The organism is Amycolatopsis magusensis (genome assembly GCF_017875555.1).
In the GTDB taxonomy this organism is placed as follows: domain Bacteria; phylum Actinomycetota; class Actinomycetes; order Mycobacteriales; family Pseudonocardiaceae; genus Amycolatopsis; species Amycolatopsis magusensis.
Map to the genome: position 1 here is coordinate 9,136,199 of NZ_JAGGMS010000001.1, position 23,718 is coordinate 9,159,916.

The 23,718-nt window shown below is 70.7% G+C and carries 28 protein-coding genes; 16 read left to right on the top strand and 12 right to left on the bottom strand.

Annotated elements, in window-relative coordinates; all coding sequences use genetic code 11:
• Positions 1-6: 6 nt before the first annotated feature.
• Positions 7-369 (top strand): MerR family transcriptional regulator, encoded by a 363-nt coding sequence (locus JOM49_RS41185; RefSeq protein ID WP_209670117.1) that lies wholly within the window; start codon positions 7-9, stop codon positions 367-369.
• Here the strand turns inward: JOM49_RS41185 and JOM49_RS41190 are convergent.
• On the bottom strand, positions 360-1,235 hold the full coding sequence (locus JOM49_RS41190; RefSeq protein WP_245369645.1) for a MerR family transcriptional regulator: 876 nt from the start codon (positions 1,233-1,235) through the stop codon (positions 360-362). The genes JOM49_RS41185 and JOM49_RS41190 overlap by 10 nt on opposite strands.
• A 42-nt stretch (positions 1,236-1,277) precedes the next feature.
• On the opposite strand from JOM49_RS41190, the gene JOM49_RS41195 reads away from it, so the two are divergent.
• On the top strand, positions 1,278-2,015 hold the full coding sequence (locus JOM49_RS41195; protein ID WP_209670119.1) for a maleylpyruvate isomerase family mycothiol-dependent enzyme: 738 nt from the start codon (positions 1,278-1,280) through the stop codon (positions 2,013-2,015).
• Between the two features lie 102 nt (positions 2,016-2,117).
• Positions 2,118-2,921 (top strand): ArsR/SmtB family transcription factor, encoded by an 804-nt coding sequence (locus JOM49_RS41200; protein WP_209670121.1) that lies wholly within the window; start codon positions 2,118-2,120, stop codon positions 2,919-2,921.
• Here the strand turns inward: JOM49_RS41200 and pip are convergent.
• The gene (pip, locus tag JOM49_RS41205; protein WP_209670123.1) at positions 2,918-3,850 is read right to left on the bottom strand and encodes a prolyl aminopeptidase; all 933 of its coding nucleotides are present in this window, start codon (positions 3,848-3,850) and stop codon (positions 2,918-2,920) included. The two genes, JOM49_RS41200 and pip, sit on opposite strands and share 4 nt — an antisense overlap.
• Complete coding sequence (locus JOM49_RS41210; protein WP_209670124.1) at positions 3,844-4,662, bottom strand: helix-turn-helix transcriptional regulator; 819 nt, start codon at positions 4,660-4,662, stop codon at positions 3,844-3,846. The genes pip and JOM49_RS41210 overlap by 7 nt, the downstream gene beginning before the upstream one ends.
• 66 nt (positions 4,663-4,728) lie before the next feature.
• Here JOM49_RS41210 and JOM49_RS41215 point away from each other — a divergent pair, with 66 nt between their 5' ends.
• On the top strand, positions 4,729-5,598 hold the full coding sequence (locus tag JOM49_RS41215; protein WP_209670125.1) for an alpha/beta fold hydrolase: 870 nt from the start codon (positions 4,729-4,731) through the stop codon (positions 5,596-5,598).
• Here the strand turns inward: JOM49_RS41215 and JOM49_RS41220 are convergent.
• Positions 5,589-6,308: an SRPBCC family protein gene (locus tag JOM49_RS41220; RefSeq protein WP_209670126.1), complete on the bottom strand. Its 720-nt coding sequence runs from the start codon at positions 6,306-6,308 to the stop codon at positions 5,589-5,591. The genes JOM49_RS41215 and JOM49_RS41220 overlap by 10 nt on opposite strands.
• A 181-nt stretch (positions 6,309-6,489) precedes the next feature.
• Between JOM49_RS41220 and JOM49_RS41225 the strand changes: the two genes are divergently transcribed.
• Positions 6,490-7,743, top strand: a complete 1,254-nt coding sequence (locus JOM49_RS41225; RefSeq protein WP_209670127.1) for an FAD-binding oxidoreductase — start codon at positions 6,490-6,492, stop codon at positions 7,741-7,743.
• Here JOM49_RS41225 and JOM49_RS41230 read toward each other — a convergent pair.
• Both JOM49_RS41230 and JOM49_RS41235 read right to left on the bottom strand, forming a co-directional pair.
• Positions 7,733-8,479 (bottom strand): SRPBCC family protein, encoded by a 747-nt coding sequence (locus JOM49_RS41230; protein ID WP_209670128.1) that lies wholly within the window; start codon positions 8,477-8,479, stop codon positions 7,733-7,735. The genes JOM49_RS41225 and JOM49_RS41230 overlap by 11 nt on opposite strands.
• Complete coding sequence (locus tag JOM49_RS41235) at positions 8,476-8,871, bottom strand: VOC family protein (RefSeq protein WP_209670130.1); 396 nt, start codon at positions 8,869-8,871, stop codon at positions 8,476-8,478. Before JOM49_RS41235 ends, JOM49_RS41230 begins: the two co-directional genes overlap by 4 nt.
• A gap of 116 nt (positions 8,872-8,987) precedes the next feature.
• On the opposite strand from JOM49_RS41235, the gene JOM49_RS41240 reads away from it, so the two are divergent.
• Both JOM49_RS41240 and JOM49_RS41245 read left to right on the top strand, forming a co-directional pair.
• Positions 8,988-9,308: a MerR family transcriptional regulator gene (locus tag JOM49_RS41240; RefSeq protein WP_209670132.1), complete on the top strand. Its 321-nt coding sequence runs from the start codon at positions 8,988-8,990 to the stop codon at positions 9,306-9,308.
• A gap of 36 nt (positions 9,309-9,344) precedes the next feature.
• Positions 9,345-10,328 carry a zinc-binding dehydrogenase gene (locus JOM49_RS41245; RefSeq protein ID WP_209670134.1) on the top strand — a complete coding sequence of 328 codons (984 nt, stop codon included), beginning with the start codon at positions 9,345-9,347 and terminating at the stop codon, positions 10,326-10,328.
• Between the two features lie 36 nt (positions 10,329-10,364).
• Here JOM49_RS41245 and JOM49_RS41250 read toward each other — a convergent pair whose 3' ends face one another.
• Positions 10,365-10,730 carry a hypothetical protein gene (locus tag JOM49_RS41250; protein ID WP_308159040.1) on the bottom strand — a complete coding sequence of 122 codons (366 nt, stop codon included), beginning with the start codon at positions 10,728-10,730 and terminating at the stop codon, positions 10,365-10,367.
• A gap of 33 nt (positions 10,731-10,763) precedes the next feature.
• On the opposite strand from JOM49_RS41250, the gene JOM49_RS41255 reads away from it, so the two are divergent.
• The 5 genes from JOM49_RS41255 (at position 10,764) to JOM49_RS41275 (ending at position 15,803) form a co-directional block, all read left to right on the top strand.
• A complete protein-coding gene (locus JOM49_RS41255) occupies positions 10,764-11,399 on the top strand; it encodes a poly-gamma-glutamate hydrolase family protein (RefSeq protein WP_209670136.1) in 636 nt (211 codons plus the stop codon).
• Between the two features lie 206 nt (positions 11,400-11,605).
• A complete protein-coding gene (locus JOM49_RS41260; protein ID WP_209670138.1) occupies positions 11,606-13,069 on the top strand; it encodes a prenyltransferase/squalene oxidase repeat-containing protein in 1,464 nt (487 codons plus the stop codon).
• Between the two features lie 137 nt (positions 13,070-13,206).
• A complete protein-coding gene (locus tag JOM49_RS41265) occupies positions 13,207-13,890 on the top strand; it encodes a PadR family transcriptional regulator (RefSeq protein WP_209670140.1) in 684 nt (227 codons plus the stop codon).
• Between the two features lie 159 nt (positions 13,891-14,049).
• A complete protein-coding gene (locus JOM49_RS41270) occupies positions 14,050-15,030 on the top strand; it encodes an ATP-binding cassette domain-containing protein (RefSeq protein ID WP_209670142.1) in 981 nt (326 codons plus the stop codon).
• Positions 15,027-15,803 (top strand): ABC transporter permease, encoded by a 777-nt coding sequence (locus tag JOM49_RS41275; RefSeq protein ID WP_209670144.1) that lies wholly within the window; start codon positions 15,027-15,029, stop codon positions 15,801-15,803. Before JOM49_RS41270 ends, JOM49_RS41275 begins: the two co-directional genes overlap by 4 nt.
• On the opposite strand, the gene JOM49_RS41280 is transcribed toward JOM49_RS41275, so the two are convergent.
• On the bottom strand, positions 15,800-16,366 hold the full coding sequence (locus tag JOM49_RS41280; protein WP_209670146.1) for a copper resistance CopC family protein: 567 nt from the start codon (positions 16,364-16,366) through the stop codon (positions 15,800-15,802). The genes JOM49_RS41275 and JOM49_RS41280 overlap by 4 nt on opposite strands.
• Before the next feature lie 106 nt (positions 16,367-16,472).
• On the opposite strand from JOM49_RS41280, the gene JOM49_RS41285 reads away from it, so the two are divergent.
• Positions 16,473-17,573: a sensor histidine kinase gene (locus JOM49_RS41285; RefSeq protein WP_308159041.1), complete on the top strand. Its 1,101-nt coding sequence runs from the start codon at positions 16,473-16,475 to the stop codon at positions 17,571-17,573.
• Positions 17,570-18,232, top strand: coding sequence for a response regulator (locus JOM49_RS41290; RefSeq protein WP_209670148.1), 663 nt, complete (start codon positions 17,570-17,572; stop codon positions 18,230-18,232). The genes JOM49_RS41285 and JOM49_RS41290 overlap by 4 nt, the downstream gene beginning before the upstream one ends.
• Here JOM49_RS41290 and JOM49_RS41295 read toward each other — a convergent pair.
• From JOM49_RS41295 to JOM49_RS41310, 4 genes are read right to left on the bottom strand one after another with little or no spacing between them, the layout of a single operon-like run.
• A complete protein-coding gene (locus JOM49_RS41295) occupies positions 18,216-19,394 on the bottom strand; it encodes a class I SAM-dependent methyltransferase (protein ID WP_209670150.1) in 1,179 nt (392 codons plus the stop codon). The two genes, JOM49_RS41290 and JOM49_RS41295, sit on opposite strands and share 17 nt — an antisense overlap.
• Positions 19,395-20,372, bottom strand: a complete 978-nt coding sequence (locus tag JOM49_RS41300) for a class I SAM-dependent methyltransferase (RefSeq protein ID WP_209670152.1) — start codon at positions 20,370-20,372, stop codon at positions 19,395-19,397.
• Between the two features lie 4 nt (positions 20,373-20,376).
• Complete coding sequence (locus JOM49_RS41305) at positions 20,377-21,156, bottom strand: enoyl-CoA hydratase/isomerase family protein (protein ID WP_209670154.1); 780 nt, start codon at positions 21,154-21,156, stop codon at positions 20,377-20,379.
• Positions 21,157-21,214: 58 nt separating this feature from the next.
• Positions 21,215-22,027, bottom strand: a complete 813-nt coding sequence (locus JOM49_RS41310) for an ABC transporter ATP-binding protein (RefSeq protein WP_209670155.1) — start codon at positions 22,025-22,027, stop codon at positions 21,215-21,217.
• A 335-nt stretch (positions 22,028-22,362) separates the two neighbouring features.
• Between JOM49_RS41310 and JOM49_RS41315 the strand changes: the two genes are divergently transcribed.
• Both JOM49_RS41315 and JOM49_RS41320 read left to right on the top strand, forming a co-directional pair.
• Complete coding sequence (locus JOM49_RS41315; protein WP_209670157.1) at positions 22,363-22,908, top strand: cysteine dioxygenase; 546 nt, start codon at positions 22,363-22,365, stop codon at positions 22,906-22,908.
• Entirely contained in the window at positions 22,905-23,297 is a 393-nt protein-coding gene (locus tag JOM49_RS41320; RefSeq protein WP_209670159.1) for a rhodanese-like domain-containing protein, read from the top strand. The genes JOM49_RS41315 and JOM49_RS41320 overlap by 4 nt, the downstream gene beginning before the upstream one ends.
• Positions 23,298-23,718: the final 421 nt, after the last annotated feature.

Below are 23,718 nucleotides of genomic sequence, written 5' to 3' on the forward strand. Positions count from 1 at the left end.
GCACACATGCGCATCGGCGCACTGTCCGAACGGACCGGCATCCCCCGCAGGCTGCTGCGGTACTACGAGGAACAGGGGCTGATCGTCGCCGATCGCCTGCCCAACGGTTATCGCGACTACGCCGACTACAACGTGGACCGGGTGGCGCAGATCCGCGGGCTGCTCGACGCCGGGCTGCCGACGCGGCTGATCAAGCAGATCCTGCCCTGCCTGAACCGGCCGCGCGCGATCCACTTCCCCGACGCCACCCCGGAAATGCTGGCGGCGCTGGAGAACGAGCGCGACCGGATCGCCGGCCGCATCGACTGCCTGACCCGCAACCGTGACGCCATCTCCGGTTATCTGGACGCCGTGCGTGCCTACCGCTGAACGCCGAGCGCGTCGAGCAACCACGCGTGCGCCTGGCCGACGGTGACCGCCTCGCCGGTCACCTCGCCGACCAGTTCCCAGTACCGGCGCAGGCGCGGATTCCGTTCCACGGCAAGGCTTGTGTGCAGTGAGCGCCGGAATTCCGGGGTGTCGCCGGTGCGGCCGAGTACGGCGTAGGCGTCGACGAACCGGTCGAGCGCGGCGCCGGGTTCGGGCCGCTGCCCGGCGAGCACGAGTGGCCGGGCCAGGTCGCAGGCCACGCCGATGCCGTCGTGCAACGCGGCCTGGTCGGCGATCCGCGGCCGCCGGCGCAATCCGGTCCGCAGTTTGGTGTCGTCGACGAGCGCGACCATTTCCGCGTAGGCGACCACTTGAGCCGGTGTCGGGTCTTCGGGTGGCGTCGGCACGCTGCTGGCGAGGAACATCTCGACCGTGTCCGCGGGCACAGGGCCGAGGAAGTCGTTGCGCCAGAAGCCGTTCAGCACTTCACGGGCTGCGCGGCCGTCCCCCACCGCGGCGAGCAGGTCCAGGCGTGCGCCCGTCTCGACCGCGCGCAACGAAGCACGGCGCCAGGCGAGGGCCGCCAGTTCGGCGTCGAGCGCGGCCCGTTCGGCAGTGACCGCTTCGGCGACCGACCGCTGCCCGGCCAGCACCTGCCGGATCGACGGCAACCCCAGCCCGAGCCCGCGCAACCGGCGGATGAGCGTGAGCCGCTCGACCGCGGTGACGTCGAACCGGCGGTGCCCGCCCGCGCTGCGCACCGGTTCGAGAATGCCCTCGTCGCAGTAGAAGCGGACCGTGCGCACGGGCACGCCGGTGCGCCGGGCCAGCTCACCGATACCGAGTACTGTGATCGCGGTCACCATTCGTCGAACCTCCACCCCGGTGGAATTCCTACGGTAGGGGACATGGATCTCACCTGGCTCACGAACGCCCTGCACACCCACACCGCCGGCTTCGCCGAGGCCGCCGAGGGCGGTGACCCGGCCACCCGTGTGCCGACCTGTCCGGAGTGGCGATTGCGGGACCTCGTCGGGCACATCGGCCAGGCCCACCGCTGGGCCGCCGGCATGGTGCGCACCCGGGAACCGGCCGCGGTGCCCGATCCCCTGGAAGCCGACCCGCCGGCGGACTGGACCCGCTGGCTCACCGAAGGCGCCACCGAACTGGCCGACGCCGTACGCACCACCGGCGCCGACACCACGGTGACCACGCTCCTCGGCCCGGGCCCGGCGGTGTTCTGGTTGCGCCGCATGCTGCACGACACCGTGGTCCACCACGCCGACGCCACCCTCACCACCGGCCGGACCACCTTCGAAATCGCGCCGGACGTCGCCACCGACGCCCTCGACGAGGGTTTGGGCTTGATGTCCACGCCCGGCGCCGAGAAGGTCAAGCCAGGGCTGGCCGAACTGGCGGGCAACGGGGAGAAACTGTTGCTGCGGGCGGAAACCACCGGATGGTTGATCACCAGGACCCCTTCCGGGCCGACCTGCTCCCGTGCCGTCGGCGACGCGGACGTGACGGTCGAAGGCAGTGAGCGCGACCTGCTGCTGGTAGTGACCCGGCGCCTCTCCCCCGACCAGCTCACCGTCACCGGCGATCGCGCCCTTCTCGACCACTGGCTCAGCCGAACCGCCCTCTGACCGCCGGTCCTGCCTCCGGCACCCCGCCCTCGAAGTTGACAGGCAGCCGAATGGCTGCCTATCTTATGGGCAGCCAGTTGGCTGCCTATTCGAGGTGAGACGATGGACGAGGTGTTCAAGGCGCTGGCCGATGCCAGTCGCCGGCGGCTGCTCGACCGGTTGAACGCACGCGACGGGCAGACCCTGCGCGAGCTCTGCTCGGAACTGGACATGGCGCGGCAGTCGGTCAGCAAGCACCTGGCCGTGCTGGAGGCGGCGAACCTGGTCACCACGGTCCGGCGAGGCCGGGAGAAGTGGCACTACGTCAACGCCGACCCGATCAACGCCATCGCCGACCGCTGGATCAGCCGGTACCACCGCGAGCGGGTGCGCGCACTCGCCGACCTGAAGACCGCATTGGAGAGCAAACCCATGAGCAAGCCCGAGTTCGTCCACACCAGCTACATCAAGACCACCCCGGAAGAGCTGTGGCAGGCGCTGACCGACCCCGCCTTCACCATCCGCTACTGGGGCGCGGTGCTGGAATCGGAGTGGACCAAGGGCGCGCCGGTCACCTGGGAGCAGAACGGCTGGAAGTCCGCCGATCCCGAGCAGGTGGTGCTGGAGTCCGACCCGTACCGGCGCCTGTCCTACACCTGGCACAGCTTCACCCCGGACTTCGCCGGGCTCATGGAGGTGGACCCGGACTTCGTCAAGCAGGCCGCCGCCGAGCCGAGGTCCAAGGTGACCTTCGACCTCGAACCGGCGGGCGAGGTGGTGAAGCTGACCGTGCGGCACGACGGGTTCGAGCCGGGCAGCACCGTGCTGGAGGCGGTCCAGGGTGGCTGGCCGCACATCCTGTCGAGCCTGAAGTCCCTGGTGGAGACCGGCGAACCGCTGCCGGAGCCCGAGCCGATCGAGGACTAGAGGCGGTCGAGCGCGGCCACGCGCGCCGCGTCCAGGCCGGGGGTGTTGTTGTGCCCGGTGCCGTCCACCAGCACCAGTTCGGCACCGGGCCAGGCCCGCGCGAGTTCCCACGGCGTCCCGACCAGGTTCGACAGGTCGAGCACGCCCTGCACGATCACCCCGGGGATACCGGCCAGCTTCCCGGCGTCGCGCAGCACGGCACCTTCGGCCAGCCAGCTGCCGTTGGCGAAGTAGTGCGTGACGATCCGCGCGAACGCCATCCGAAATTCGGGGCTCGCGTACCGCGGACTCGGGCCGGGCACGGTAGGCACGATCGCGTCTTCCCAGTCGCACCAGGCTCGTGCCGCGCGTTCGCGGACTTCGGGGTCCGGGTCGAAGAGCAGCCGGTGGTAACCGGTGGCGATCTCCCCGTCCGGCACGAGTTCGCGGAACCGCGCGTAAGCCTCCGGGAACATCGCGCCCAGGCCGCGCGTGAGCAGGTCGGTTTCGAGTCGCCGTCCGGTGGCCACGCCGGAATGCAGCATCCCGGTGACGCGCTCCGGATGCCGTTCGGCGTAGACCAGTCCGAGCACCGAACCCCATGAGGCACCCGAAACCAGCCAGCTTTCGATGCCGAGCGCGGTCCGCAGTGCTTCGATGTCGGCGACCAGGTGGTGGGTGGTGTTCCGGGACAGGTCGATGTCCGGCTCGCTCGCGTGCGGGGTGCTGCGGCCGCAGTTGCGCTGGTCGAACAACACGACCCGGAAGCGTTCGGGGTCGAACAACCGGCGTGCTCCCGGCGTGCAGCCCGAACCGGGGCCGCCGTGCAGCACCAGCGCGGGTTTTCCGGCCGGATTCCCGCATTCCTCCCAATAGAGGGAATTGCCGTCGCCGACGTCCAGCATCCCGTGCCGGTACGGTTCTGTCTCCGGATGGAGCCCGGTCACCATTTCCTCCGGTATTCCGTGGGGGTACAGCCGGTCAGTGCGCGAAAATCGCGGTTCAGATGTGCTTGGTCGGCGTAACCGGCGACCGCGGCGATCTCGGCGAGTGAAAGCCCACCGGTCATCAGCACGGCGGCATGACGCAGGCGCGCGACCCGGCCCGCGGTTTTCAGGCTCAGCCCGATCTGCTCGCGGAAGCGGAGGTTCAGGTGCTGGCGGGTCCAGCCGATCTGGTCCGCGAGCCGGTCGATCCGCACCCGGCCGCCCGTGTTTTCCAGGTGGCGCCACGCTCCGAACACTGGCGCGTCGAGTGCATGACCGTCGCTCAGCCACTCGGTAAAGCGCTCGTCGAGCAGCCGGAACCGCGCGGCCCAGCCACGCGTTTCGGCGAGTTCCTCGGTCAGCACCCGGCCGCGCACACCGAGCAGTTCGGTGAGCCCGACATTCGTGTTCGCGATTTCCTTCAACGGCAGGCCGAGCAACGAGAATGCGCCGAGCGGGGTCAGTCCGATGGAGATACCGCGTGAATGGCCGGGCGATTCCTCGATCACCATCGGCCGGTCACGCAAGCCGGCCACCGAGGAGAACGGCAGCACCATTCCGCTTTCGAGTCGCCGGATCGGTGTTTCGAAGTCGATCGCCAGCGTGATCACGCCGAGCGGGGCGATCCGCCACGTCCGGCGCTCGTACTGGCGGAAGTCCTGCGCGGTGTAGCTGAGCACGTGGGCGGCCAGCCGGGGGTGCGGGGCGGCGAACACGTGGGTGCCGTCGAGCCGGTCGACCTCCTCGCGCGGCACCACCAGCGCCCAGCTCCCCATGCCTGCACCCTAGGGTCTTCCATTCGTCCAAGACGATTGGATTCCCGCGGCCCTACCGTGCCGGACATGGGGAAAACCGGGGCATTCACCGACGACAACGGGCGGGACGACTACTTCGCGGTCTACCGGGAGACGATGACGCAGGGACCGCCACCGGCCGCGGTGCTGGACATCGAGACCTCGTTCGGCACCACCCGCGTCTACCGGCACGGCGAGAACGGCCCGCCGATCATGTTGCTGCACGGGCTCCTGGCCGGCGCACCCAGTTGCGCACCGTTCTGGGCACCACTTTCGGCCGCGCACACCGTCTACACGCTCGACATCCTCGGCGAAGGCGGCCACAGCGTGCAGACCGAGCCGATCACCAGCCACGCCGAGCGCGCCCACTGCCTCGACGAGGTGCTCGACGCGTTGCACCTGACCGGCGTACACCTGGTCGGCATGTCCTCGGGCGGCTGGCAGGCCACGAACTACGCGCTTCACCACCCCGCCCGCCTGGCCACGCTGACCCTGCTCGACCCCACCACGGTCACCGCGAACTTCTCCTTCGGCGCCCTCCGGCAAGGCCTGCTGCTCAAGCTCTTCCCGTACGAGTGGAGGTGGCGGCGCTTCTTCCAGTGGGCCGCGGGCCAGGACATCTCCGGCGATCCGGCTGTCCGGCTCGTGCGTGCGCTCACCCGCGTCTACCGGCCCGCGGTGCCGTTCCAGACCTGCCCGCCCGAGGCGGAACTGCGGGCGATGGAGGTGCCTACGCTGGCGATCTTCTCCGGCCGCAGCGCGGTGCACGATTCCGCGACCGCCGCGGCCAGGGCACGGGCCTGGCTGCCGCGGTCCGAAGTGGAGGTGTGGCCCGACCTCGGCCACTACTTCTCCCCCGCCGACTTCCGGCGGATGGTCGAGCGCGTGCTCCACTTCGTCGACGTGGTTCAGGCGTAGACAGCGGCGAGCCAGGCTTCCCACTCCTTCGCGGCCCGCGCGGTGTCGACCTCGCCGAAGTGGTGCGCCGCGACGGCCACCGGGTCGCCCCAGGCGTTGCGGCCGATTAACCGGTAGATGGCGTCTTCGGCGCGGATGCCGAGGAAGTGCGGGGTGCGGAAGTCGATTTCGCCGTCGATGGTCCCGATTCCGGGCACCTCGACCGACACCCGGTCGCCCAGCACGGCATCGGTCAGCCCCAGTTCACGCAGCAGGCGGCCGAACGCGTCGGCGTCCCCGGCGGTCGACGCGGGCGCGTCGACGGAGACGTACTCGGCGGGCTTCCCGGCGAAGTGCTTGACGTAGGTCGCCAGCGTGGCCTGGTACATCTCGGTGTGGTGCAGGCAGCCGTCGTACAGGTTCTGCCAGTCCTGTTCCGGGAACGCGCCGCTGTGCACGTACCGCAGGTAGGACCGCCCGCCCGGCCGCGGCTCGATCACGTGGTCCAGCGCGTTGAACCAGTCGCCCTGCTCGACGCGGTTGGCGAAGTGCCTGCCGGGCTCCCACGCGGTGACCTTCGCGCCTTCGGCGATGTCGACCGAGCCGCCGAGGCGGGGCTCGCACGCGATCGGCCACAGCCAGCCCGCCGTCCCGGCGGTAACCGCTTCGAAGACCTGCTCGGGGGTGCCGTCGATCTCACGCTCGCTGCGAATCTCGAATTCGCGGTTCATCTCACTGCTCCTTGACTCGTTTTCGCTGGTAGAACAAGAGTCTCACCGACGACTTTTATTGTCAAGACAGGCAAGATTGTCGGTATCATGACTATCGCTTCTGATTTCGAGCAGAACCAGCTGTTGGATTTCTGCACAAGCTCAGCCCAGGGTGGAAGGAGAGCGACAACGGAGGAACAAGATGAACTACCTGCACCCCGGCGACCCCGGGTTCGACGACGAAGCGGCCGGTTTCCAGACCGCCTTCCGCCACGAGGCGAAGGTGATCGCGGCCGTGGAGAACGCCGCCGACGTGCGTGCCGCGGTGAACTACGCCCGCGAACAGGGCCTGCCCGTTTCGGTGCAGGCGACCGGCCACGGCTTCACCACCCCGGCCACCGGGCTGCTGATCAGCACCCGCCGGATGCGCGGCGTCCGCGTGGACCCGGAGAAGAAGACGGCCTGGCTGGAAGCCGGCGCGCGCTGGAAGGACGTGCTCGCCGAGACCGCCACGCACGGACTCGCGCCGTTGTCCGGCAGTGGTCCCGGTGTGGGCGCGGTGTCGTACTCACTCGGCGGCGGGGTCGGCCTGCTGGCCCGGCGCTTCGGCTTCGCGGCCGATCACGTGCGGCGCGTCGAATTGGTGGACCACAACGGTGATCTGCTCGACGTGACCGCCGAGACCCATCCCGAACTGTTCTGGGCGCTTCGCGGCGGCCGCAGTGGTTTCGGCGTGGTCACCGGGCTGGAGATCGCCTTGTTCGACGTCCCCGCCATCTACGGCGGCGGCATGTACTTCGACACCGGGCTCCTGCCCGCGGTGGTGCGCGGGTTCCGCGAATGGACCGAGTCCGTGCCCGAGGAACTGACCTCTTCGCTGGGGATGGTGCCGTTCCCGGACGTGCCGGGCGTGCCGGAACCCTTGCGCGGGCGGCATGCCGCGCATCTCCGGCTTTCCTACAGCGGCGATCCCGCGGCGGGCGAACGGCTGATCGCGCCCCTGCGCGAAATCGGCCCGCGCCTGCTGGAGAAGTTCGGGGAAATCCCGTTCGACCAGGCAGCGCGCACGATCTTCAGCGAACCGGACACCCCGCACGCCTACTACGGCGACACCGCGCTGCTGACCGATTTCCCGGCAGACCTGGCGGACCGGCTCGTCGAACTGACCGGACCGGAAGCGCCGGTGGGCCTGGTGACCGACCTGCGGCACCTCGGTGGCGCGCTGTCCCGGCCGCCCGCCGTGCCGAACGCGGTGAGCCACCGGGACGCGCGGTACCAGCTGATGGTGTTGTCCGGCCCGGGCGCCGAGGCCCACGAAGCCCAGGAGGCCGTGTTCGCCGCGGTCGAACCGTGGACGCTCGGCCGTGCCCTCAACTTCGCTTACGGCGACCGGCCGCCGGTGCGCCCGTTCCACTCCCCCGAGGTCGCCCGGCGGCTGGCCGCGCTCAGAACCTGACCGGGAAGGCCGCCAGCAGCCACTGCTGCCAGGCCGCGGTCGTGGCCGCCCGGTCCGGCGCGGTGCCGTAGTAGTAGTGGATCGAGTTGACCATGCCGTGGCCCTCGGCGCCGAACCCCTGGAACCGGTGCAGCCCTTCGGCCGCGCGGACCCCGAGCACCCCGCGGACGCGGTAGTCGACCTCGCCGTCGATCGGCGGCAGGCCGGCCGGCGTCAGCCGCACCCGGTCGCCGAGCCGGACCTCCGGGTCCACGCCGAGGGCCGCGCTCAACTTCGCCCAGATCGCGTCCGGGCCGAGCGAGGTGGTCGAGCCGGTCACCAGCGTGGTCGCGGGCAACCCGGCGAAGTACCGGAAGTACTGCGCGAGGTTGTGGAAGAAGAGGTTCCAGCCGCGGTCGAAGCTCTCGTACTCGGCGGCCCAGTCGTCACCGTCGAAGAACCCGCTCTGGGTGAACCGCAGCACGGTGCCGCCGTTGTCCCGGCCCTCGACCACGAACTCCAGCGCGGCCGGGGAATCGGTGTCGCCGTAGACGATCCGCTGGCCCTCTTCCCTGGCGAGCACGCGGCCCGCCTGGGTGTTGCCACCACCGAAGTCGGCCTCGCCTTCCCCTTCGGGACCCATCTCGTGGGGCACGAACCAGATCGACATGCCGGGCCCGCTGGAAATGGCCGCCCACACCTGTTCCGGGGTGGCGTCGAAGGAGATTTCCTTGTACAGCCGCCGTTCTTCGCTCATCCGGGCTGCGTCACCTGCATCAGCATGAGGTAGTTGCCGCAGGTGTCGTCGAAGATCGCGCTGATCCCGCCCATGGTCTCGGCGGGCTCGCCGCGAAACTCCACCCCGGCCTCGACGAGCTGCGCGTACTCCTTGCGGATGTCCTCGGAGAACAGCATGGTGAGCGGCATGTTCTTCGCGTAGAGCTCGGCCTGGTAGGTCCGCGCGAATTCGTAGCCCGCCGGCTCCAGCAGGATCTCCACGCCGTCCGGCTCGTCCGGGGAAACCACGGTCAGCCAGCGCGCGTCGCCGACCGGGATGTTGTGTTTGACCTGGAAACCCAGCTTCTCGGTGTAGAACCGCTCCGCCCGGTCCTGGTCGTTCACCATGATGCTGGTGAGTTGAACCTTCATCGTCGCCTCCCTGTGTTGTGCGGCGCGGCCCACGGTTCCACCGACAACTTCGATTGTCAAGACACGCCATCCTGTCGGTCGGAAGAACCTTCGTGGCTGTGGTGTTGCCTTCGATCGTGAGGATCGGCGAGGCCGCACGGGCCAGTGGCGTGAGCGCGAGGTCGCTGCGGTTCTACGAAGACGAGGGCTTGATCGTGCCCGGCCGCCACGAGAACGGCTACCGCGACTACTGCCGCTCCACCCTCGACCGCGTGCTCGTCATCCGCTCGCTGCTGGAGTCCGGCTTGTCCGTGCGGTTGATCAAGTCCTTTGCGGACGGCGCGCCGGAGTTCGCCGAGGAGGTCCGGCGCTACCGCGACCGGCTCGCCGCCCGCATCGCCGCGCTCAACGAACAGCAGGCGGCGCTCGACGCGTTCCTCCGCGAAGTTCGTCCTTGACCTTGACACCTGCGTGAGGCTTCTACGTTCGGCGGCATGGAGAAAATGCGTGCCCTGGTCCAGCGGTCGCACCGCGGCCCGGCGGACCTGATCCTCGCCACCGATGTCCCCCGCCCGGTGCCGGGTCCCGGTGAGCACCTGATCCGGGTCGGTGCCGCGGGCCTGAACTTCGCGGACGTCATGCAGTCCCACGGCACTTACGGAGGTGGACCCTCGGCGCCCTACATCGCGGGATTCGAGGCCGCGGGGGAAATCGTCGGCGAAGGCACCCACGTCATCGGGACGGGCGCGGGCGCCTTCGCGGAGTACATGGTGATGCCGGCCGCCGGTGTGCTGCCGGTCCCGCCGGGCTGGAGCGACGCCGAAGCCCTCGGCATGGTGCTGAACTGGGCGACCGCACTCGCGGCACTGCGACCGCTGGGCGAGGTCGAAGCCGGTGACGTGGTCCTCGTCCACGCCGCCGCGGGAGGCGTGGGGCAGGCGGCCGTCCGCCTGGCTCGCCACTACGGCGCCCGCGTCATCGCCACGGCGTCACCGGCGAAGCACCACACCATCCAGGCCGACGTCGTCCTCGACAGCACTCGTCCCGATCTGGCCGGGGAAATCCTGCGGCTGACCGGGGGCGTGGACCTGGTCCTCGAATCCGTCGGGAAGGCGACGTTCGAAGCCAGCCTGTCGGTGACCAAGCCGTTCACCGGCCGCGTCGTGGTGTTCGGGGCCGCGTCCGGTGACGCCACCCTGAGCACGCACGACCTGGTCTTCACCCACCGGGTCCAGCTCAAGGGACTGCACATCGGCGCACTGGCCACCGCGGCACCGGGCATCTACCGTGCACTGCTCGACGAACTCGAAGTGCTCATCGCGCAAGGCGTGTACCCGCCGGGGAGCGCCGAAGTGCACCCGCTGGCCGACGGACCCGCCGTGCTCCGAGCCCTCGAATCGGGGCGGACACGAGGAAAGCACGCTCTGGACCCGTGGCAAGCCCCCAGGCGCCACCTCCCGGTGCCCGCCCCCGACTGAACGAACACGAGGAGGTGGCAGGCACCGGTAGGTCCGCTAGCGCACGATGCGAGCGATCAGCCCGGTCAGCACGAGCCAGAAAACGGCCGCGAGACCGTAGTTGATCAGCACGCCCACCTGGTAGTTCTCCAGTTGGAACAGGCCGGGGAAGAACAACGCCAATGGCTCGGCGATGGCCCGCATGAACTCGACGAACGCGTTGGTCGCATTGGCGCCCAGCAAGATCATCAAGATGTAGATGACCTCGATGAGCGCGATCACTGCCCCGACGCCGGTAATCACTCGCGCGGCCGTCGAACGGCCGCCGGAAACTCGCACTCTGGACATGATTGAGAGTTCCCCGGACCGGGTGAATGAAACGCGGATCACCGCCATCTGCGGCCGATTGCGCCATTCGAACACCGCGCTCCCGCCGAATGGCCGTATGTTGCGGGGATGACGGTGACCAGCGCGGCTACGCACAGATATCTTTCGAACACCGCGTTGTACGCGGACCCCTCGCTCACCGAGCACATCGACTACGCCCGCTGGTTCCGCCAATCCGGTCGTACCGGGACCCCGGTGGTGCTGGCCCCGCACGGTGGCACGCTCGAACCGGGGACCTCGCGGTTGTGCCTGGCCATCGCGCGCCGGTCCACATGCGACTACTGGTTGTTCGAAAGCTTCCAGGACAACCGAAGCCTGCACGTGACCTCCAGCCGTTGCGACGATCCGGTGGCGCTGGCGTTGTGCGCGGGCACCGACCGGGCACTGAGCCTGCACGGCTGCGTCACCCTGCCCCGCGAGGGCGTGCTGATCGGCGGCCTCGACACCGAGTTCGGCGAGATCGTGCACGCGGAACTCGGCACGCGCGGGTTCGAGACCATCGACACGGCGGACCACCCCACGCTCGCCGGGCGGTCACCACGCAACATCGTGAACCGGACCCGCACCGGCGGGGGCGTGCAACTCGAACTCCCGCTGAGCCTGCGCGATTCGATGCGAGACGAGCCGGCCCTGTTCGAGTCCTTTGTGGATGGTGTGGTGGCGGCGCTGCGCCGGGTCTGGCGGGACGGCCCGGTCACCGGGTAGCTTTCCGGTGCACGTTCCTCGTCGGGGAAAGCCGGTCGGAAACCGGCGCTGACCCGCAACCGTGGGCTCGCGTGGACAACGCGGGCGAGCCGGACCGCCTGGCGAGGAACGGGCTCCGTCGAACCGTCGTGGACTGCGGCTCGGGGCCTGCGCTGGCCCCTTCCGGCACGCGTGGGTGACCGCGCCTGTCCGAAGGAGGGAATCCCTTGCGCACGAAGCTGTTCCGTGCCAGACCGGTGGCCGTCTTGGCCTCGATCACCGCACTCGCCGCCGGGCTGCTCGCACCGGCCGCGGCCGCCGAAGCCGGGCAGAGCGCCGTGGCCCGCCACGGCGCCGGGTACCTGGCCCGCGCGATCACCGCGGGCGGCGGCAACCTCAACGCCGATGTCACCAGCACCGCGTACGCCGTGCTCGGCCTGCACGCCGCCGGGGTGGGCCGCCAAGCCGCGCAAGACGGCGTCGCCTACCTGAGCACGCAGCTCGGCGAGCCGCTGAAGGGCACCGACGGCCAGGACGACCCGGGCCGCGTCGGTTACGTGCTCCTCGCGGCCGTCGCGGGCAAGCAGAACCCGCGGCAGTTCGGCGGGGAGAACCTGGTCGACCGCCTGCTCGCCACCCAGCGCGCCGACGGCCTGTTCGGCTCCGCCGACCCGACCTACGACGGCGCGTTCCGCCAGGGCCTCGCGCTCGCCGCGCTCAAGGCGGCGAAGGTGCCCGCCGCGCACCCCAAGGTCGCCGCGGCCGCGGCATGGCTGACCGGCCAGCAGTGCGCCAACGGGCTCTGGCAGGCCTACCGCGCGGACACCGCGGTGCCGTGCGCCACGGCGGATCCGGCTGCCTTCGCCGGTCCGGACACCAACAGCACCGGCATGGCGGTGCAGGGCCTCGCCGCCTACGGCAAGCTGCCCGCCGCGAAGAAGGTGCTGTCGTCGTTGAACGCGACCCGTTCCGCCGACGGCGGCTTCGCCTACATCGCCGCGCCGGGGCAGGCGTCGGACCCGAACTCGACCGCGCTGGCGATCCAGGCGATCGTCGCCGCGGGTGGCAAGCCGGGCAACGCCTACGCCGCGCTGGCGAGCTTCCAGCTGGGCTGCGCCGACCCGGTCGCCGACCGCGGCGCGTTCTTCTACCCGGGCAGCCGGGCGGCCAATCTGCTCGCCACCGTGCAGGCCGTGCCCGCCGCCGCGGGCAAAGCCTTCCCGCTGGCGCCGTCCACCCCGTCCGCCGCGGTGCCCGAGGTGCCGTGCGCGGTGTCGATGCAGGCCGTCGGCACGCCGGGGCCGTGTGCCGGGACCAGCGGGGTCACCGTGACCGTCGACTTCGCCGCCTTCGGTGGCACGCAGGAAACGCGCTGCGCGCCGGGTGCGCAGGCGAACGGCGTGGCCGCGCTGCAGAACGCCGGGTTCACCCCGGCAGGCACCTCGCGCTGGGGCATGGCGTTCATCTGCCGCATCAACGCCCTGCCGTCCCCGGCGCAGGACCCGTGCGTGAACACGCCACCGGTGAACGCGCACTGGGCGTACTACCACGCGAACACCGGCGCGACGGCGTGGACGTACAGCACCCAGGGCGCGTCGGCCTACGTGCCACCGCTGGGCAGCATCGAAGCGTGGGCTTTCGGCAACAAAGCCACCCCCACCCTGACCCCACCCCAGGTCCGCGCCGCCTGAGCCAACGCTAGGAGTGGGGCATTACTTGCATCCATTGCTAGTAATGCCCCATTCATAGCATTGGGCCTTGACCGCAGGCACTCCGGTTCGGGTACTCTGAGTCGAGTATTCGAGCGAGAACAGGGGGCTCCGAGGCGATGGCACCGCGTGGCAGGGCGAATCCGCTGGCACTGGCGGTCCTGACGCTGCTCAACGAGCGCCCGATGCACCCCTACGAGATGTCCGGCACCCTGCGCGAGCGGCGCAAGGAGGACAGCATCAAGCTCAACTACGGCTCGCTGTACTCCGTGGTCGAGTCGCTGCGCAAGCGCGGGCTCATCGAGTCTCGCGAGACCGTGCGCGAGGGCAGGCGTCCCGAGCGCACGGTCTACGAGATCACTTCGGCCGGCGTGGCCGAGATGCACGACTGGCTCAGCGACCTGCTGGCCAATCCGGCCAAGGAGTTCGCCCAGTTCGAGGCCGCGTTGTCGTTGATGCCGGTGCTCTCGCCGGAGGAGGTCGTCCGGCTGCTCGAAGCCCGCCTGCGCACGCAGTTGCTGGCCAAGCAGAGCTACGAGGCCATCGCGGCGACCACCCCCGAAGGCTTCCCGCGACTGTTCACCATCGAAGCGGAGTTCCGGCAAACCCTGCTGGAGACCGAGATCGAGTTCATCAGGAACCTGGTGCGGGAGATGAAAACCGGCGAGTTCGACGGCCTGCGCGTGTGGTCACGGATGCACGAGCTGCGCGAGTCGGGAGCCACGCCGGACGAGATCGAGGCGCGCGTCGCCACCGAGTTCGCGGAGGAGATGAGCTGGCTCAGCCAACCCGAACAGGACTGAGGTGATGGCCCCGGCCGGGGTGCGGCAACACCGCGGCCGGGAGCCATCCGACACACCCGGGTCGCCGTCCGCGGACAGCTGCTCCGAGCGCGCCTGCGAACGCCAGAGTAGTGCACCGCGACGGTCGACTCCTTCTCACGACACCGAAGGAGTACCACCGTGCCCACCCATGCGATCACCGCGACCGGCTTGGTCAAGACCTACGGCAAGGGCGCCAAAGCCGTCCGCGCGCTGGCCGGACTCGGCTTCACCGTGCCCGCCGGCATCGTCTTCGGCCTGCTCGGCCCCAACGGGGCAGGCAAGTCCACCACCGTCAAGATCCTCACCACCCTCGCCGCCCCCGATGACGGCGAAGCGAGCGTGGCGGGCATCGACGTCCGCCGCGAACCCGGCCGCGTGCGGCGGGTGATCGGCAGCGTCTCGCAGAAACCGGCCTTCGACCCGGTCAGCACCGGCCGCGAGAACCTGGTGCTGCAGGGTCACCTGCACGGCCTCTCGGCCACGGCCGCCCGCGGACGTGCCAAGGAACTGCTCGACCGGTTCGGCCTGACCGACGCCGCCGACCGGCCGGCCGGGAAGTGGTCCGGCGGCATGCAGCGCAAGCTGGACGTGGCGCTCGGCCTGGTCGCCCGGCCCAGCGTGTTGTTCCTGGACGAGCCGACCACCGGCCTCGATCCCGAGGCCAGGGCCGACATGTGGGCCGAGATCGCCCGCCTGTCCGGTGAGGACGGGCTGACCGTGCTGCTGACCACCCACTACCTCGAAGAAGCCGACAAGCTGGCCGCGCGGCTGGTGATCGTGGACCGCGGCCAGGTGGTCGCCACCGGCAGCCCGGAGGAGCTGAAGAACGAGCTGAACGGCGACAGCGTGCACGCCGAACTGTCCACTGTGGAGGATCTGAGCACCGCGCGGCGGGCGCTGGAACCGGTGGCCGGGGAGATCAGCGTGGACGGCCTGACCCTGCGCGCCCGGGTCGCCACCGGCGCGACCGCGCTGCCCGGGGTGCTGGCCGCGCTCGGCCGCGCGGGCGTCGAACCGGTGTCGATCGGCACCGCGCGCCCGTCGCTGGACGACGTGTACCTGCGTCACGCCGGGCGCGACTTCCGCACCGCCGACAGCGTGGCCGGGGGTGTCCGATGACCACCTTCGTCTCGCACACCGGCAGGCTCACCGCGCACGCCCTGCGCCGCCTCTCCCGGCAACCCGCCTACCTGCTGTTCAACCTGATCCAGCCGATGGTGTGGCTGCTGCTGTTCGGCGAGTTGTTCCGCCGCGTGGCCGAACTGCCCGGCTTCGGCACCGGCGACTACCTGAGCTACCTGACTCCCGGCGTGATCGTGATGACCGCGATGATGTCGGCGGGCTGGGCGGGCACCTCCTTCATCGAGGACATGGACCGTGGCGTGATGGACCGCAACCTGACCTCGCCGGTCAGCCGGGGTGCGTTGATCGCGGGCTCGCTGGCGCACCAGTCGGTGGTCACGGTGATCCAGTCGCTGATCGTGTTCGGCGTCGGCCTGCTCGCCGGTGCCCGCTACGACGGCGGGGTCACCGGCGTGCTGGTGGTGCTGGCCTGCGCGGTGCTGCTGTCGATCATCTTCGGCGCGTTGTCCGACGCGATCGCGTTGCTGGTGCGCCAGCAGGAAGCGCTGATCGGCATCTCGCAGTTCCTCGCGCTGCCGCTGGCTTTCCTGTCGTCGGTGATGATGGCGCCGTCGCTGCTGCCGTCCTGGGTCAGCACGGTCGCCGAGTACAACCCGGTGGACTGGGCCGCCGTCGCCGGACGCGAGGCACTGGCCGCGGACCCGGACTGGTCGCGGGTCCTCGGCCACGGCGGGTTGCTGCTGGCGCTGGCCGCGGTGATGAGCTGGCTGGCCACCCGGGCGTTCCGGGCGTACCAGCGCTCGAGCTAGTTGTTGCCTCGGCGTCGGACGAGCACCGCGCCGACGCCGATGGCCAGCAGCACCGCCGCGCCGACGATCCACGGCCACACCGGCATGCTCGTGTCCTCGGCGGCCTGCGGCCGCGGGTCGGCGGACTCGGTGGGCACGGTGGTCGTCGGCGTGTTCGGCACGGCGGGCGCGGACGAGGGGGCCGCGCCCGCCGGCGCGGCATCCTTGGTCAGGGTGAACCGGGTGGTGCCGCTGACCGAGTGCCCGTCGGCGCTGGTGACCTCGTAGTTCACCGCGTACTCCCCCGCCGGGCCGACCGGCTCGACCGGCACGGTCAGCATCGGGCCCTTGGCCGCCAGCGCGCCGACCTTCCACTCCGAAGCGTTCGGGCCGGTCACGGTGACCTTGCTGGTCTCGACCTTCACCAGTTCGCTGAAACGGAGCGTGATCTGGGTGGGCGCGGCCTCGAGCGAGGCGCCCTGCGCCGGATCGCTGGACTCCAGCTTGGTGTGCGCACCGGCCGGACCGGCGGTGGCCAGCAGGGCGAGCGCGGTCAGGAACAGCGACACGGCGGTGCGCTTCATCGCGGGTTCTCCTCGAGTTCGTCGACTGCGCGATTATGCCTCAGCCCCAGGTATGACACCCCGAGCTCCGAGGTAGACGGAACCCGACGCGGTTTAGGTTCAACCCGTGCCGAAAATTCACCTCCTGCTCGCCGACGCGGGCGCCGCCGCACTGGCGACCGCGGCCTACTTCGGGTTCCAGGAAGGTGGGCGTCCGTTCTGGGTGGTGGCACTGGTGGTCGCGGCCATCGGCCCGCCGCTGGCCGTGCGGCGGCTCTGGCCGCTGCCGGTGCTGGCCGTGGTCGCGCTGGGCTCGTTCGCCGCGGTCGTGCTCGACCTGACCAGGGAACCGCTGCTGCCGGTGTCGTTCGTGCTGTACGTGGTCGGCCTGTCGGTACCCGCGGCCCGCGCGATCCCGGCGCTGGTGACCACGCTCATCGGCGCGGCGGCGGTCCTGCTCACCGCGTCACCGGACTCGCTGTTCGACGCACCCGTCGAAGCTTCGCTCCTGCTGTGGTTGATCATGTCCGCGGCCTGGGGTGCCGGCCGGGCGGTGCGCGTGATGCGTGCCCGCGAGGCCCGGCGACAGGCGTTTCGCGCGGAGGAAGCGCTGACCGGCGAACGCCTGCGCATCGCCCGCGAGCTGCACGACGTGGTGGCGCACAGCATGAGCCTGATCGCGGTGAAGGCGTCGGTGGCCAACCACGTCGCCGAGCAGAATCCCGGCGAGGCCCGCGACGCGCTGCGGATCATCGAGGAGACCAGCCGCGGCACGCTCACCGAACTGCGTCGCCTGCTCGGCGTCCTGCGCACCCCCGACGGTGCCGGACTGGCTCCCTCGCCGGGGATCGACGATCTCGGCAAGCTCGCCGAGCACGCCCGCGAAGCCGGGATCGAGGTCACCCTGCGCGTGGACGACCGGCTGGAGCTGCCGGAAAGCCTGAGCCTGTCGGTGCACCGGATCGTGCAGGAGTCGCTGACGAACGTGGTCAAGCACGCCGCCGCGAAGCACTGCGAGGTGGTGGTTTCCGCAGACGAGCGCGATCTCCGGATCGAGGTGACCGACGACGGCCGCGGGCCGGGCGCCGGTTCGGGCGGGCACGGTCTGCTCGGCATGCGCGAGCGGGTGATGATGTACGGCGGTGCCTTCGAAGCGGGCGCGGCACCGACCGGCGGGTTCCGCGTCAGCGCTCGCCTGCCCCGCGAACCGGACGAGGTGAAACGGTGATCCGTGTGCTGGTGGCCGACGACCAGGCCCTGCTGCGCGGCAGTTTCCGCGTCCTGGTGAACAGCGCGCCGGACTGCGAGGTGGTCGCCGAGGCCGGGAACGGCGCGGAGGCGGTCGACCTGGCCCGGCGCGAGCAGCCGGACGTCGTGCTGATGGACGTGCGCATGCCGGAGGTCGACGGGATCGAAGCCACCCGCCGGATCTGCGGGTCGCCGGAGACCGCCGGGGTGCGCGTGCTCATGCTCACCACCTTCGACCTGGACGAATACGTGTTCGCCGCCCTGCGCGCGGGCGCGAGCGGATTCCTGCTGAAGGACACCCCGCCCGCCGAACTGCTCACCGCGATCACCGTGGTGGCCGCGGGCGACAGCCTGCTCGCCCCGGCGATCACCCGGCGGCTGATCGAGGAGTTCGCCAGGCAGGGCGGTCCGGCGCAGCGCCCGTCCCGCGAACTCGACCAGCTCACCGCCCGCGAACGCGAGGTGCTGACGCTGATCGCGCGCGGCCTGTCCAACACCGAACTCGGGGAGCAGCTGCGGATCAGCCAGGCGACGGTGAAGACGCACATCGGTCACCTGTTGAGCAAGCTGCACGCCCGCGACCGCGCCCAGCTGGTGATCGCCGCCTACGAGAGCGGCTTGGTCACGCCGGCTCGATGACCTCGGCGCGGCACAGGAAGGCGAAGGGCGCGCGTCCGATCCGGGTGAGCACCACGCTCGCCTCCTGGGTACCGCCGAGTTTCATCCGGCGCCGCAACGCATCCGGGTCCACGTCGAGCCCGCGAATGAGAATCTCCAGCCGGCCGATCTCGTGCCGCCGCAACATCGCCCGGAGGCTCTTTTCCTGGTACGGCCCGTGTTCGATCACCCGGAATGCCCGCACCCCGGGCGGCGGGCGGTCACCGGTGAGGTAGGCGATCCGTTCGTCGAGCTGCCAGAGCCCGTGCCGGGCGCCGTAGTGGCGGACCAGCCCGGCCCGCACCACCGCCCCGTCCGGGTCGACGATCCACTCGCCCACCGGCGCCACCGGCACCTCGTCCGGCTCGGCGTCGGTGACCGTCCACTGTGTACCATCCGACCGCAGCACGGTGGCCCGGCGCTTCACGGTCGCCTGCTCGCCGGCCCACAGGCAGGCTTCGCGGACCTGGCCGTCGAGCGAGACCAGCTCGATCTCGTCCGCCCAGGGCACCGACTCGGGCGGCAGGCCTGGCGCGCACTTCACCACCAGGTCGCGGCCGCTGTACGCGGCGGCCAGTTCGTCCAGCGGTGGCGCGAAATCCGCCGGTTTCCAGGTGCGGCGCCCCGAGGAGTCCCGGCGAGCCGGATCCGCGACCACCACGGCGTTCCCGTCCCGTGGCCGCAGCGCGTCCGCCTGGAGCAGGTCCGCATCGACCCCGGCCTGGGCGCAGTTGTGCCGCGCCATCGCCAGCCGGACCTCGTCGAGGTCCGAACCGGTGCACGCGCTCGCCGTCTTCGCCAGTTCGACCAGGTCGGCGCCGATCGAGCAGGTGACGTCGTGGACCTCCCGGCCCGCCAGCCGCTCCGCCCGGTGCCGCGCCACCACCGAGGCGCTCGCCTGCTGCAGCGAGTCGCCGGTGAACAACCACCCCGCGGAACCGTCCACTTTGGTCACCGCTTTGCGCCGCAGCAGCACGGTTTCCAGCGCCGCGGCGTAGTGGTCGCCGACCACGCGCCTGGCGGTGGCCACGTCGGCGATCCGGGTGCGCTCGGTCAGCGGCAGCTCGGCGCACGTCGCGAGCGCCGCCTCCCCGGCTTCGGAGCGCAGGAAGGCGACGTCGTCGAGGGTGAACGAATAGGCCAACTACAGCCCGGTCGCGGCGGGCGGCTTGGTGCCGGCGATCATCACGTTGTAGAACAGCTGCCGCGGCAGCACCTTCGCCAGCAGCTTCTTGTCCACAGCGGACAGCCGCAGCCACAGGTGGTAGGCGAACAGCCGCCACTTCACCGTCAGCTTCTCCTGCGGCACCGCGGCCTCGAAGGTGCGGATCGGCCAGCCGGCCAGCGCCGCGGCGAACTCCTCGGTGACCGCGCGCACGTCCACCGCGCCCGCGCCCAGCGCCATGCGCTCCAGCTCGGACGGGTCGAAGGTGTGCAGGTCGACCACGGCTTCGAGAGCCGCCGCCCGCGAGGACTCGTCCAGTTCCTCCTGCGGCCGCCGCCAGTCCGACAGCGCGGGCAGCTTGGTCACGTTCGTGGTCAGCCACCAGGTGAGCTGGCCGAGCTTGCGCGCGTAGAAGTTGCCGATCTTGGTCGGCTCCCCGGCGAAGACGAACCGCCCGCCCGGCTTGAGCACGCGCAGCACCTCGCGGAAGGCCGCGGGCACGTCCGGGATGTGATGCAGCACCGCGTGCCCGACCACCAGGTCGAAGCTGTCGTCCGGGTACGGGATGCGCTCGGCGTCGGCCACCCGGCCGTCCACGTCCAGGCCCAGGTTCTCCGCGTTGCGCAGCGCCACCTGCACCATGCCCGGTGAGAGGTCGGTGACCGAGCCCTTCTTGATCACCCCGCCCTGCATCAGGTTCAGCAGGAAGAAGCCGGTGCCGCTGCCCAGCTCCATCGCGGTCGGGTACGGCGAGTCCTCCTCACCGGCCACCGCGCGGAACACGTCGGTGGCGTAGGTGATGCAGCGCTCGTCGTAGGAGATGGACCACTTCTCGTCGTAGGTCCCGGCTTCCCAGTCGTGGTAGAGCACGTTGGCCAACTTGGGGTCGCCGAACGCGGCCTTGACCTCTTCCTCGGTCGCGTGCGGGTGCGGCGCCGGGTCGTTCACCTCGGTCATCTCGCTACTTCCCTTCGAAGCTGGCCTTGCCGGGGCCGTTCTCGATGAACGACCGCATGCCGTTGGCCTGGTCTTCGGTCGCCCACAGCCCGGCGAACAGCTGCGTCTCCAGCTTCAGCCCGTTGGCCAGGTCGACGTCGAGGCCGCCGTCGATGGCGGCCTTCGCCGCCCGCAGCGCCACCGCCGGACCGTTCACGAACTGCGCGGCCCACTTGTGCGCCGCCGCGTACACGTCGTCCGGGGCGACGACCTCGTCCACGATGCCCAGCGCCAGCGCCTCCTCGGCCTTGACGAACCGGCCGGTGTAGACGAGGTCCTTGGCCTTGCTCGGGCCGATCAGCCGCGCGAGCCGCTGCGTGCCACCGGCGCCGGGGATCACGCCGAGCTGGATCTCCGGCTGGCCCACCTTGACGTTGTCACCGGCCACCCGGCGATCCGCGGTCAGCGCCAGCTCGAGCCCGCCGCCGAGGGCGTACCCGGTGATCGCCGCGACGGTCGGCTTCGGGATGCCGGCGAGCAGGCTGAGCGAAGTGGACAGCGCTGTGCCGAAGGTCACCATCTCGGCGTAGGAGCGGGCAGCCATCTCCTTGATGTCCGCGCCACCGGCGAAGGTCTTCTCACCGCCGTAGAGGATCACCGAGCGGATGTCGGCACGCTCGGTCACCTCCTTGGCGGCTTCCGCCAGCTCGGCCTGCACCTGGTTGTTCAACGCGTTGACCGGCGGGCGGTCCAGCCGGATCGTGCCCACCCCGGCCTCGACCTCGACAGATACGAACTCTCCCACGCCCATCCTCCTCGGCAAGCTTGACTGGTTCCAGCAGGCTACCGGGCAGTACGCGACCTCAGCGGCGACGGGCGAAGTAGCGGTCGCCCCAGCGTTCCAGTGCCAGGTCCTGCGCGAAGGTGGCGGACAGGTTCTCACTGGTCAGCACGTCGTCGACCAGTCCGGAGGCGACCGCCCGGCCGTCCCGCAGCAGCAGCGCGTGGGTGAAGCCCGGCGGGATCTCCTCGACGTGGTGCGTGACCAGCACCATCGCCGGTGCGTCGGGGTCCATGGCCAGCTCGGACAGCCGCGCCACCAGATCCTCGCGGCCCCCGAGGTCCAGCCCGGCCGCCGGCTCGTCGAGCAGCAGCATCTCGGGGTCGGTCATCAGCGAGCGGGAGATCAGCGCGCGCTTGCGCTCCCCTTCGGACAGGGTGCCGAAGGTGCGGTCGGCGAGGTGCTTGATGCCCATCGCGCCCAGCAGTTCGTCCGCGCGCTCGGTGTCGAGCGTGTCGTACACCTCGCGCCAGCGGCCGAGCACCGCGTACCCGGCGCTGACCACCACGTCCCGGACGGTCTCCTCGCCCGGCACCCGCGAGGCGAGCGCGGCGGAAGTGAACCCGATGCGCGGGCGCAGCTCGAACACCGAGACCTTGCCGATCCGTTCCCCGAGCAGGTCCACGCTGCCGGTGGTCGGGTGCAGTTCGGCGGCGGCCAGGCGGAGCAGGGTGGTCTTGCCGGCCCCGTTCGCGCCGAGCACCACCCAGCGTTCGTCGAGTTCCACCGCCCAGTCGAGGTCGGCGAGCAGGTCGTTCTGGCCGCGCCGCACCCCCACGCCGCTCATCCGCACCACGAGGTCGTCAAGTTCGTTCGGCTGCGTCAGCTCGGTCACGGCGTCATTGTCACCGACGCGGCCTCGCGCGCGCTCAACGGCCTACCCAGTTGCGTCCACCGCGTGGAACAGCACCCGCGGAGTGCCCGATCTGTGGCAGTATCCCTAGCGTGATCAGGCCGACAACCGCATGGCGCCGCACCGGGTGGCGCAACATGTGGTCCGACCTGACCGTCGATCTCGTGCTCGTCGCCTCCTGCGGGTGTACCACCGCGCGGCTCGGCGGCTGACGCCCTTCTTCTCCCCTGCTCTTTCACCGGCCTCCCCTCCGGTTCAGCCCGTGCCGCGCGCTGTGCACCCGTTGCCGTTTCACGCACACGCCAGGAGGCACCGCCATGACCCAGTCGCTCATCCGCCCGGACTTCGAGATCCACCCGCGCATCACCGACCCGCTGCTCCCGGACCTGCTGCACCCGGAGCGGCAGCTGTGGACGCCGCGGGAGCTGGCCGACCTGACCAGGACCGTGACCAACGAGCTGACCTCGAGCCTGCGGTCGATACTCCGCTTCGACGAGGAACAGCGCTGGTGGGCTCGCCTCGCGCTGACCGACGGTGTCGAACTGTGGCTGCTGTCGTGGTTGCCCGGCCAGCACACCGCCCCGCACGACCACGGTGGTGCCGCCGGTTCGTTCACCGTCCTGCAGGGCCAGCTGACCGAGGACTACCGCTACCCGGGCGGCCCGATCCGGCAGCGGTCGCACTTCACCGGCGACGGCATCGGCTTCGGTGCCGGTCGCGCGCACCAGGTCACCGGCGCCGGCGCCACCCCGGCGGCCAGCGTGCACGCGTACTCGCCGCCGCTGGTGCCCACCCGCACGTACACGAGCCTGAACGACGTGCCCGCGCAGATCCCGCCGCTGCCTGCCACGCTGACCCGATGAGCATCGAAGACGCGCTCGCCGCCGCCCGCGCCACCCTGTCCAGGGTGGAGCCGGAGGCGGCCAGCCGCCTGCAAGCCGAAGGCGCGCTGGTGGTGGACATCCGCCCGCACGCCAACCGCCTGGAGGAAGGCGAGATCCCCGGGTCGGTCCCCGTCGAACGAATCCACCTGGAATGGCGCCTGGACCCGGCGAGCGAGCACCGCCTGCCCGAGGTACACCCGGACCTGGCGGTCGTGGTGGTGTGCAACGAGGGCTACGCCTCCAGCCTCGCCGCCGCCGACCTCAAACGGCTCGGCCTGCGCCACGCCACCGACCTCATCGGCGGCTACCGAGCCTGGCGCTCCGCCGGCCTCCCCACCACCCCCGGCGGCCGCCCCGCCATCCCCTGACCCCCTCCCCGAGTTACACACGTTCAGCCGCCCGACACCTACGCCCAGGCACCCGAACCCCACGTTCAGGCGGCCGAGTCCCGCGTTCGCGCACCCGAACCTCACACCCGGGCAGCCGAGTCCCGCGTTCGCGCACCCGAGTTCAACACTCGGGCAGCTGAACCCCGCACTCAGTGGCCGGTCTCGCCGCAGGCCAGCCCGATTCGGGGTCAGCCTCGGCCTGCTCTCGCGACGGGCTGGCCAACGCGGCCATCCGGGCAGGCAGGCTCAGCGATCGCAGCCACGGCTCTCGTGGGTGAACGAACTGCAGCGACGGGCCCACAACTTCTAGGCGAAGGCCGAGTCCCAGTTCCAGCCACCCCGGACCATGAACCCACTCAGGCAGTGGGGCGTGGGCGGGTTGGGCGCCGGGTGGGCATCC

What these genes read in the sequence shown, in the direction of transcription:
- pip (WP_209670123.1), bottom strand. Translation starts at nt 3,850, where the DNA reads ATGGTGACCGGGCTCCATCCGGAGACAGAACCGTACCGGCACGGGATG.
- JOM49_RS41185 (WP_209670117.1), top strand. Translation starts at nt 7, where the DNA reads ATGCGCATCGGCGCACTGTCCGAACGGACCGGCATCCCCCGCAGGCTG.
- JOM49_RS41300 (WP_209670152.1), bottom strand. Translation starts at nt 20,372, where the DNA reads ATGACCGAGGTGAACGACCCGGCGCCGCACCCGCACGCGACCGAGGAA.
- JOM49_RS41275 (WP_209670144.1), top strand. Translation starts at nt 15,027, where the DNA reads ATGACCACCTTCGTCTCGCACACCGGCAGGCTCACCGCGCACGCCCTG.
- JOM49_RS41215 (WP_209670125.1), top strand. Translation starts at nt 4,729, where the DNA reads ATGGGGAAAACCGGGGCATTCACCGACGACAACGGGCGGGACGACTAC.
- JOM49_RS41245 (WP_209670134.1), top strand. Translation starts at nt 9,345, where the DNA reads ATGGAGAAAATGCGTGCCCTGGTCCAGCGGTCGCACCGCGGCCCGGCG.
- JOM49_RS41230 (WP_209670128.1), bottom strand. Translation starts at nt 8,479, where the DNA reads ATGAGCGAAGAACGGCGGCTGTACAAGGAAATCTCCTTCGACGCCACC.
- JOM49_RS41235 (WP_209670130.1), bottom strand. Translation starts at nt 8,871, where the DNA reads ATGAAGGTTCAACTCACCAGCATCATGGTGAACGACCAGGACCGGGCG.
- JOM49_RS41280 (WP_209670146.1), bottom strand. Translation starts at nt 16,366, where the DNA reads ATGAAGCGCACCGCCGTGTCGCTGTTCCTGACCGCGCTCGCCCTGCTG.
- JOM49_RS41200 (WP_209670121.1), top strand. Translation starts at nt 2,118, where the DNA reads ATGGACGAGGTGTTCAAGGCGCTGGCCGATGCCAGTCGCCGGCGGCTG.
- JOM49_RS41265 (WP_209670140.1), top strand. Translation starts at nt 13,207, where the DNA reads ATGGCACCGCGTGGCAGGGCGAATCCGCTGGCACTGGCGGTCCTGACG.
- JOM49_RS41210 (WP_209670124.1), bottom strand. Translation starts at nt 4,662, where the DNA reads ATGGGGAGCTGGGCGCTGGTGGTGCCGCGCGAGGAGGTCGACCGGCTC.
- JOM49_RS41320 (WP_209670159.1), top strand. Translation starts at nt 22,905, where the DNA reads ATGAGCATCGAAGACGCGCTCGCCGCCGCCCGCGCCACCCTGTCCAGG.
- JOM49_RS41220 (WP_209670126.1), bottom strand. Translation starts at nt 6,308, where the DNA reads ATGAACCGCGAATTCGAGATTCGCAGCGAGCGTGAGATCGACGGCACC.
- JOM49_RS41225 (WP_209670127.1), top strand. Translation starts at nt 6,490, where the DNA reads ATGAACTACCTGCACCCCGGCGACCCCGGGTTCGACGACGAAGCGGCC.
- JOM49_RS41255 (WP_209670136.1), top strand. Translation starts at nt 10,764, where the DNA reads ATGACGGTGACCAGCGCGGCTACGCACAGATATCTTTCGAACACCGCG.
- JOM49_RS41195 (WP_209670119.1), top strand. Translation starts at nt 1,278, where the DNA reads ATGGATCTCACCTGGCTCACGAACGCCCTGCACACCCACACCGCCGGC.
- JOM49_RS41315 (WP_209670157.1), top strand. Translation starts at nt 22,363, where the DNA reads ATGACCCAGTCGCTCATCCGCCCGGACTTCGAGATCCACCCGCGCATC.
- JOM49_RS41190 (WP_245369645.1), bottom strand. Translation starts at nt 1,235, where the DNA reads ATGGTGACCGCGATCACAGTACTCGGTATCGGTGAGCTGGCCCGGCGC.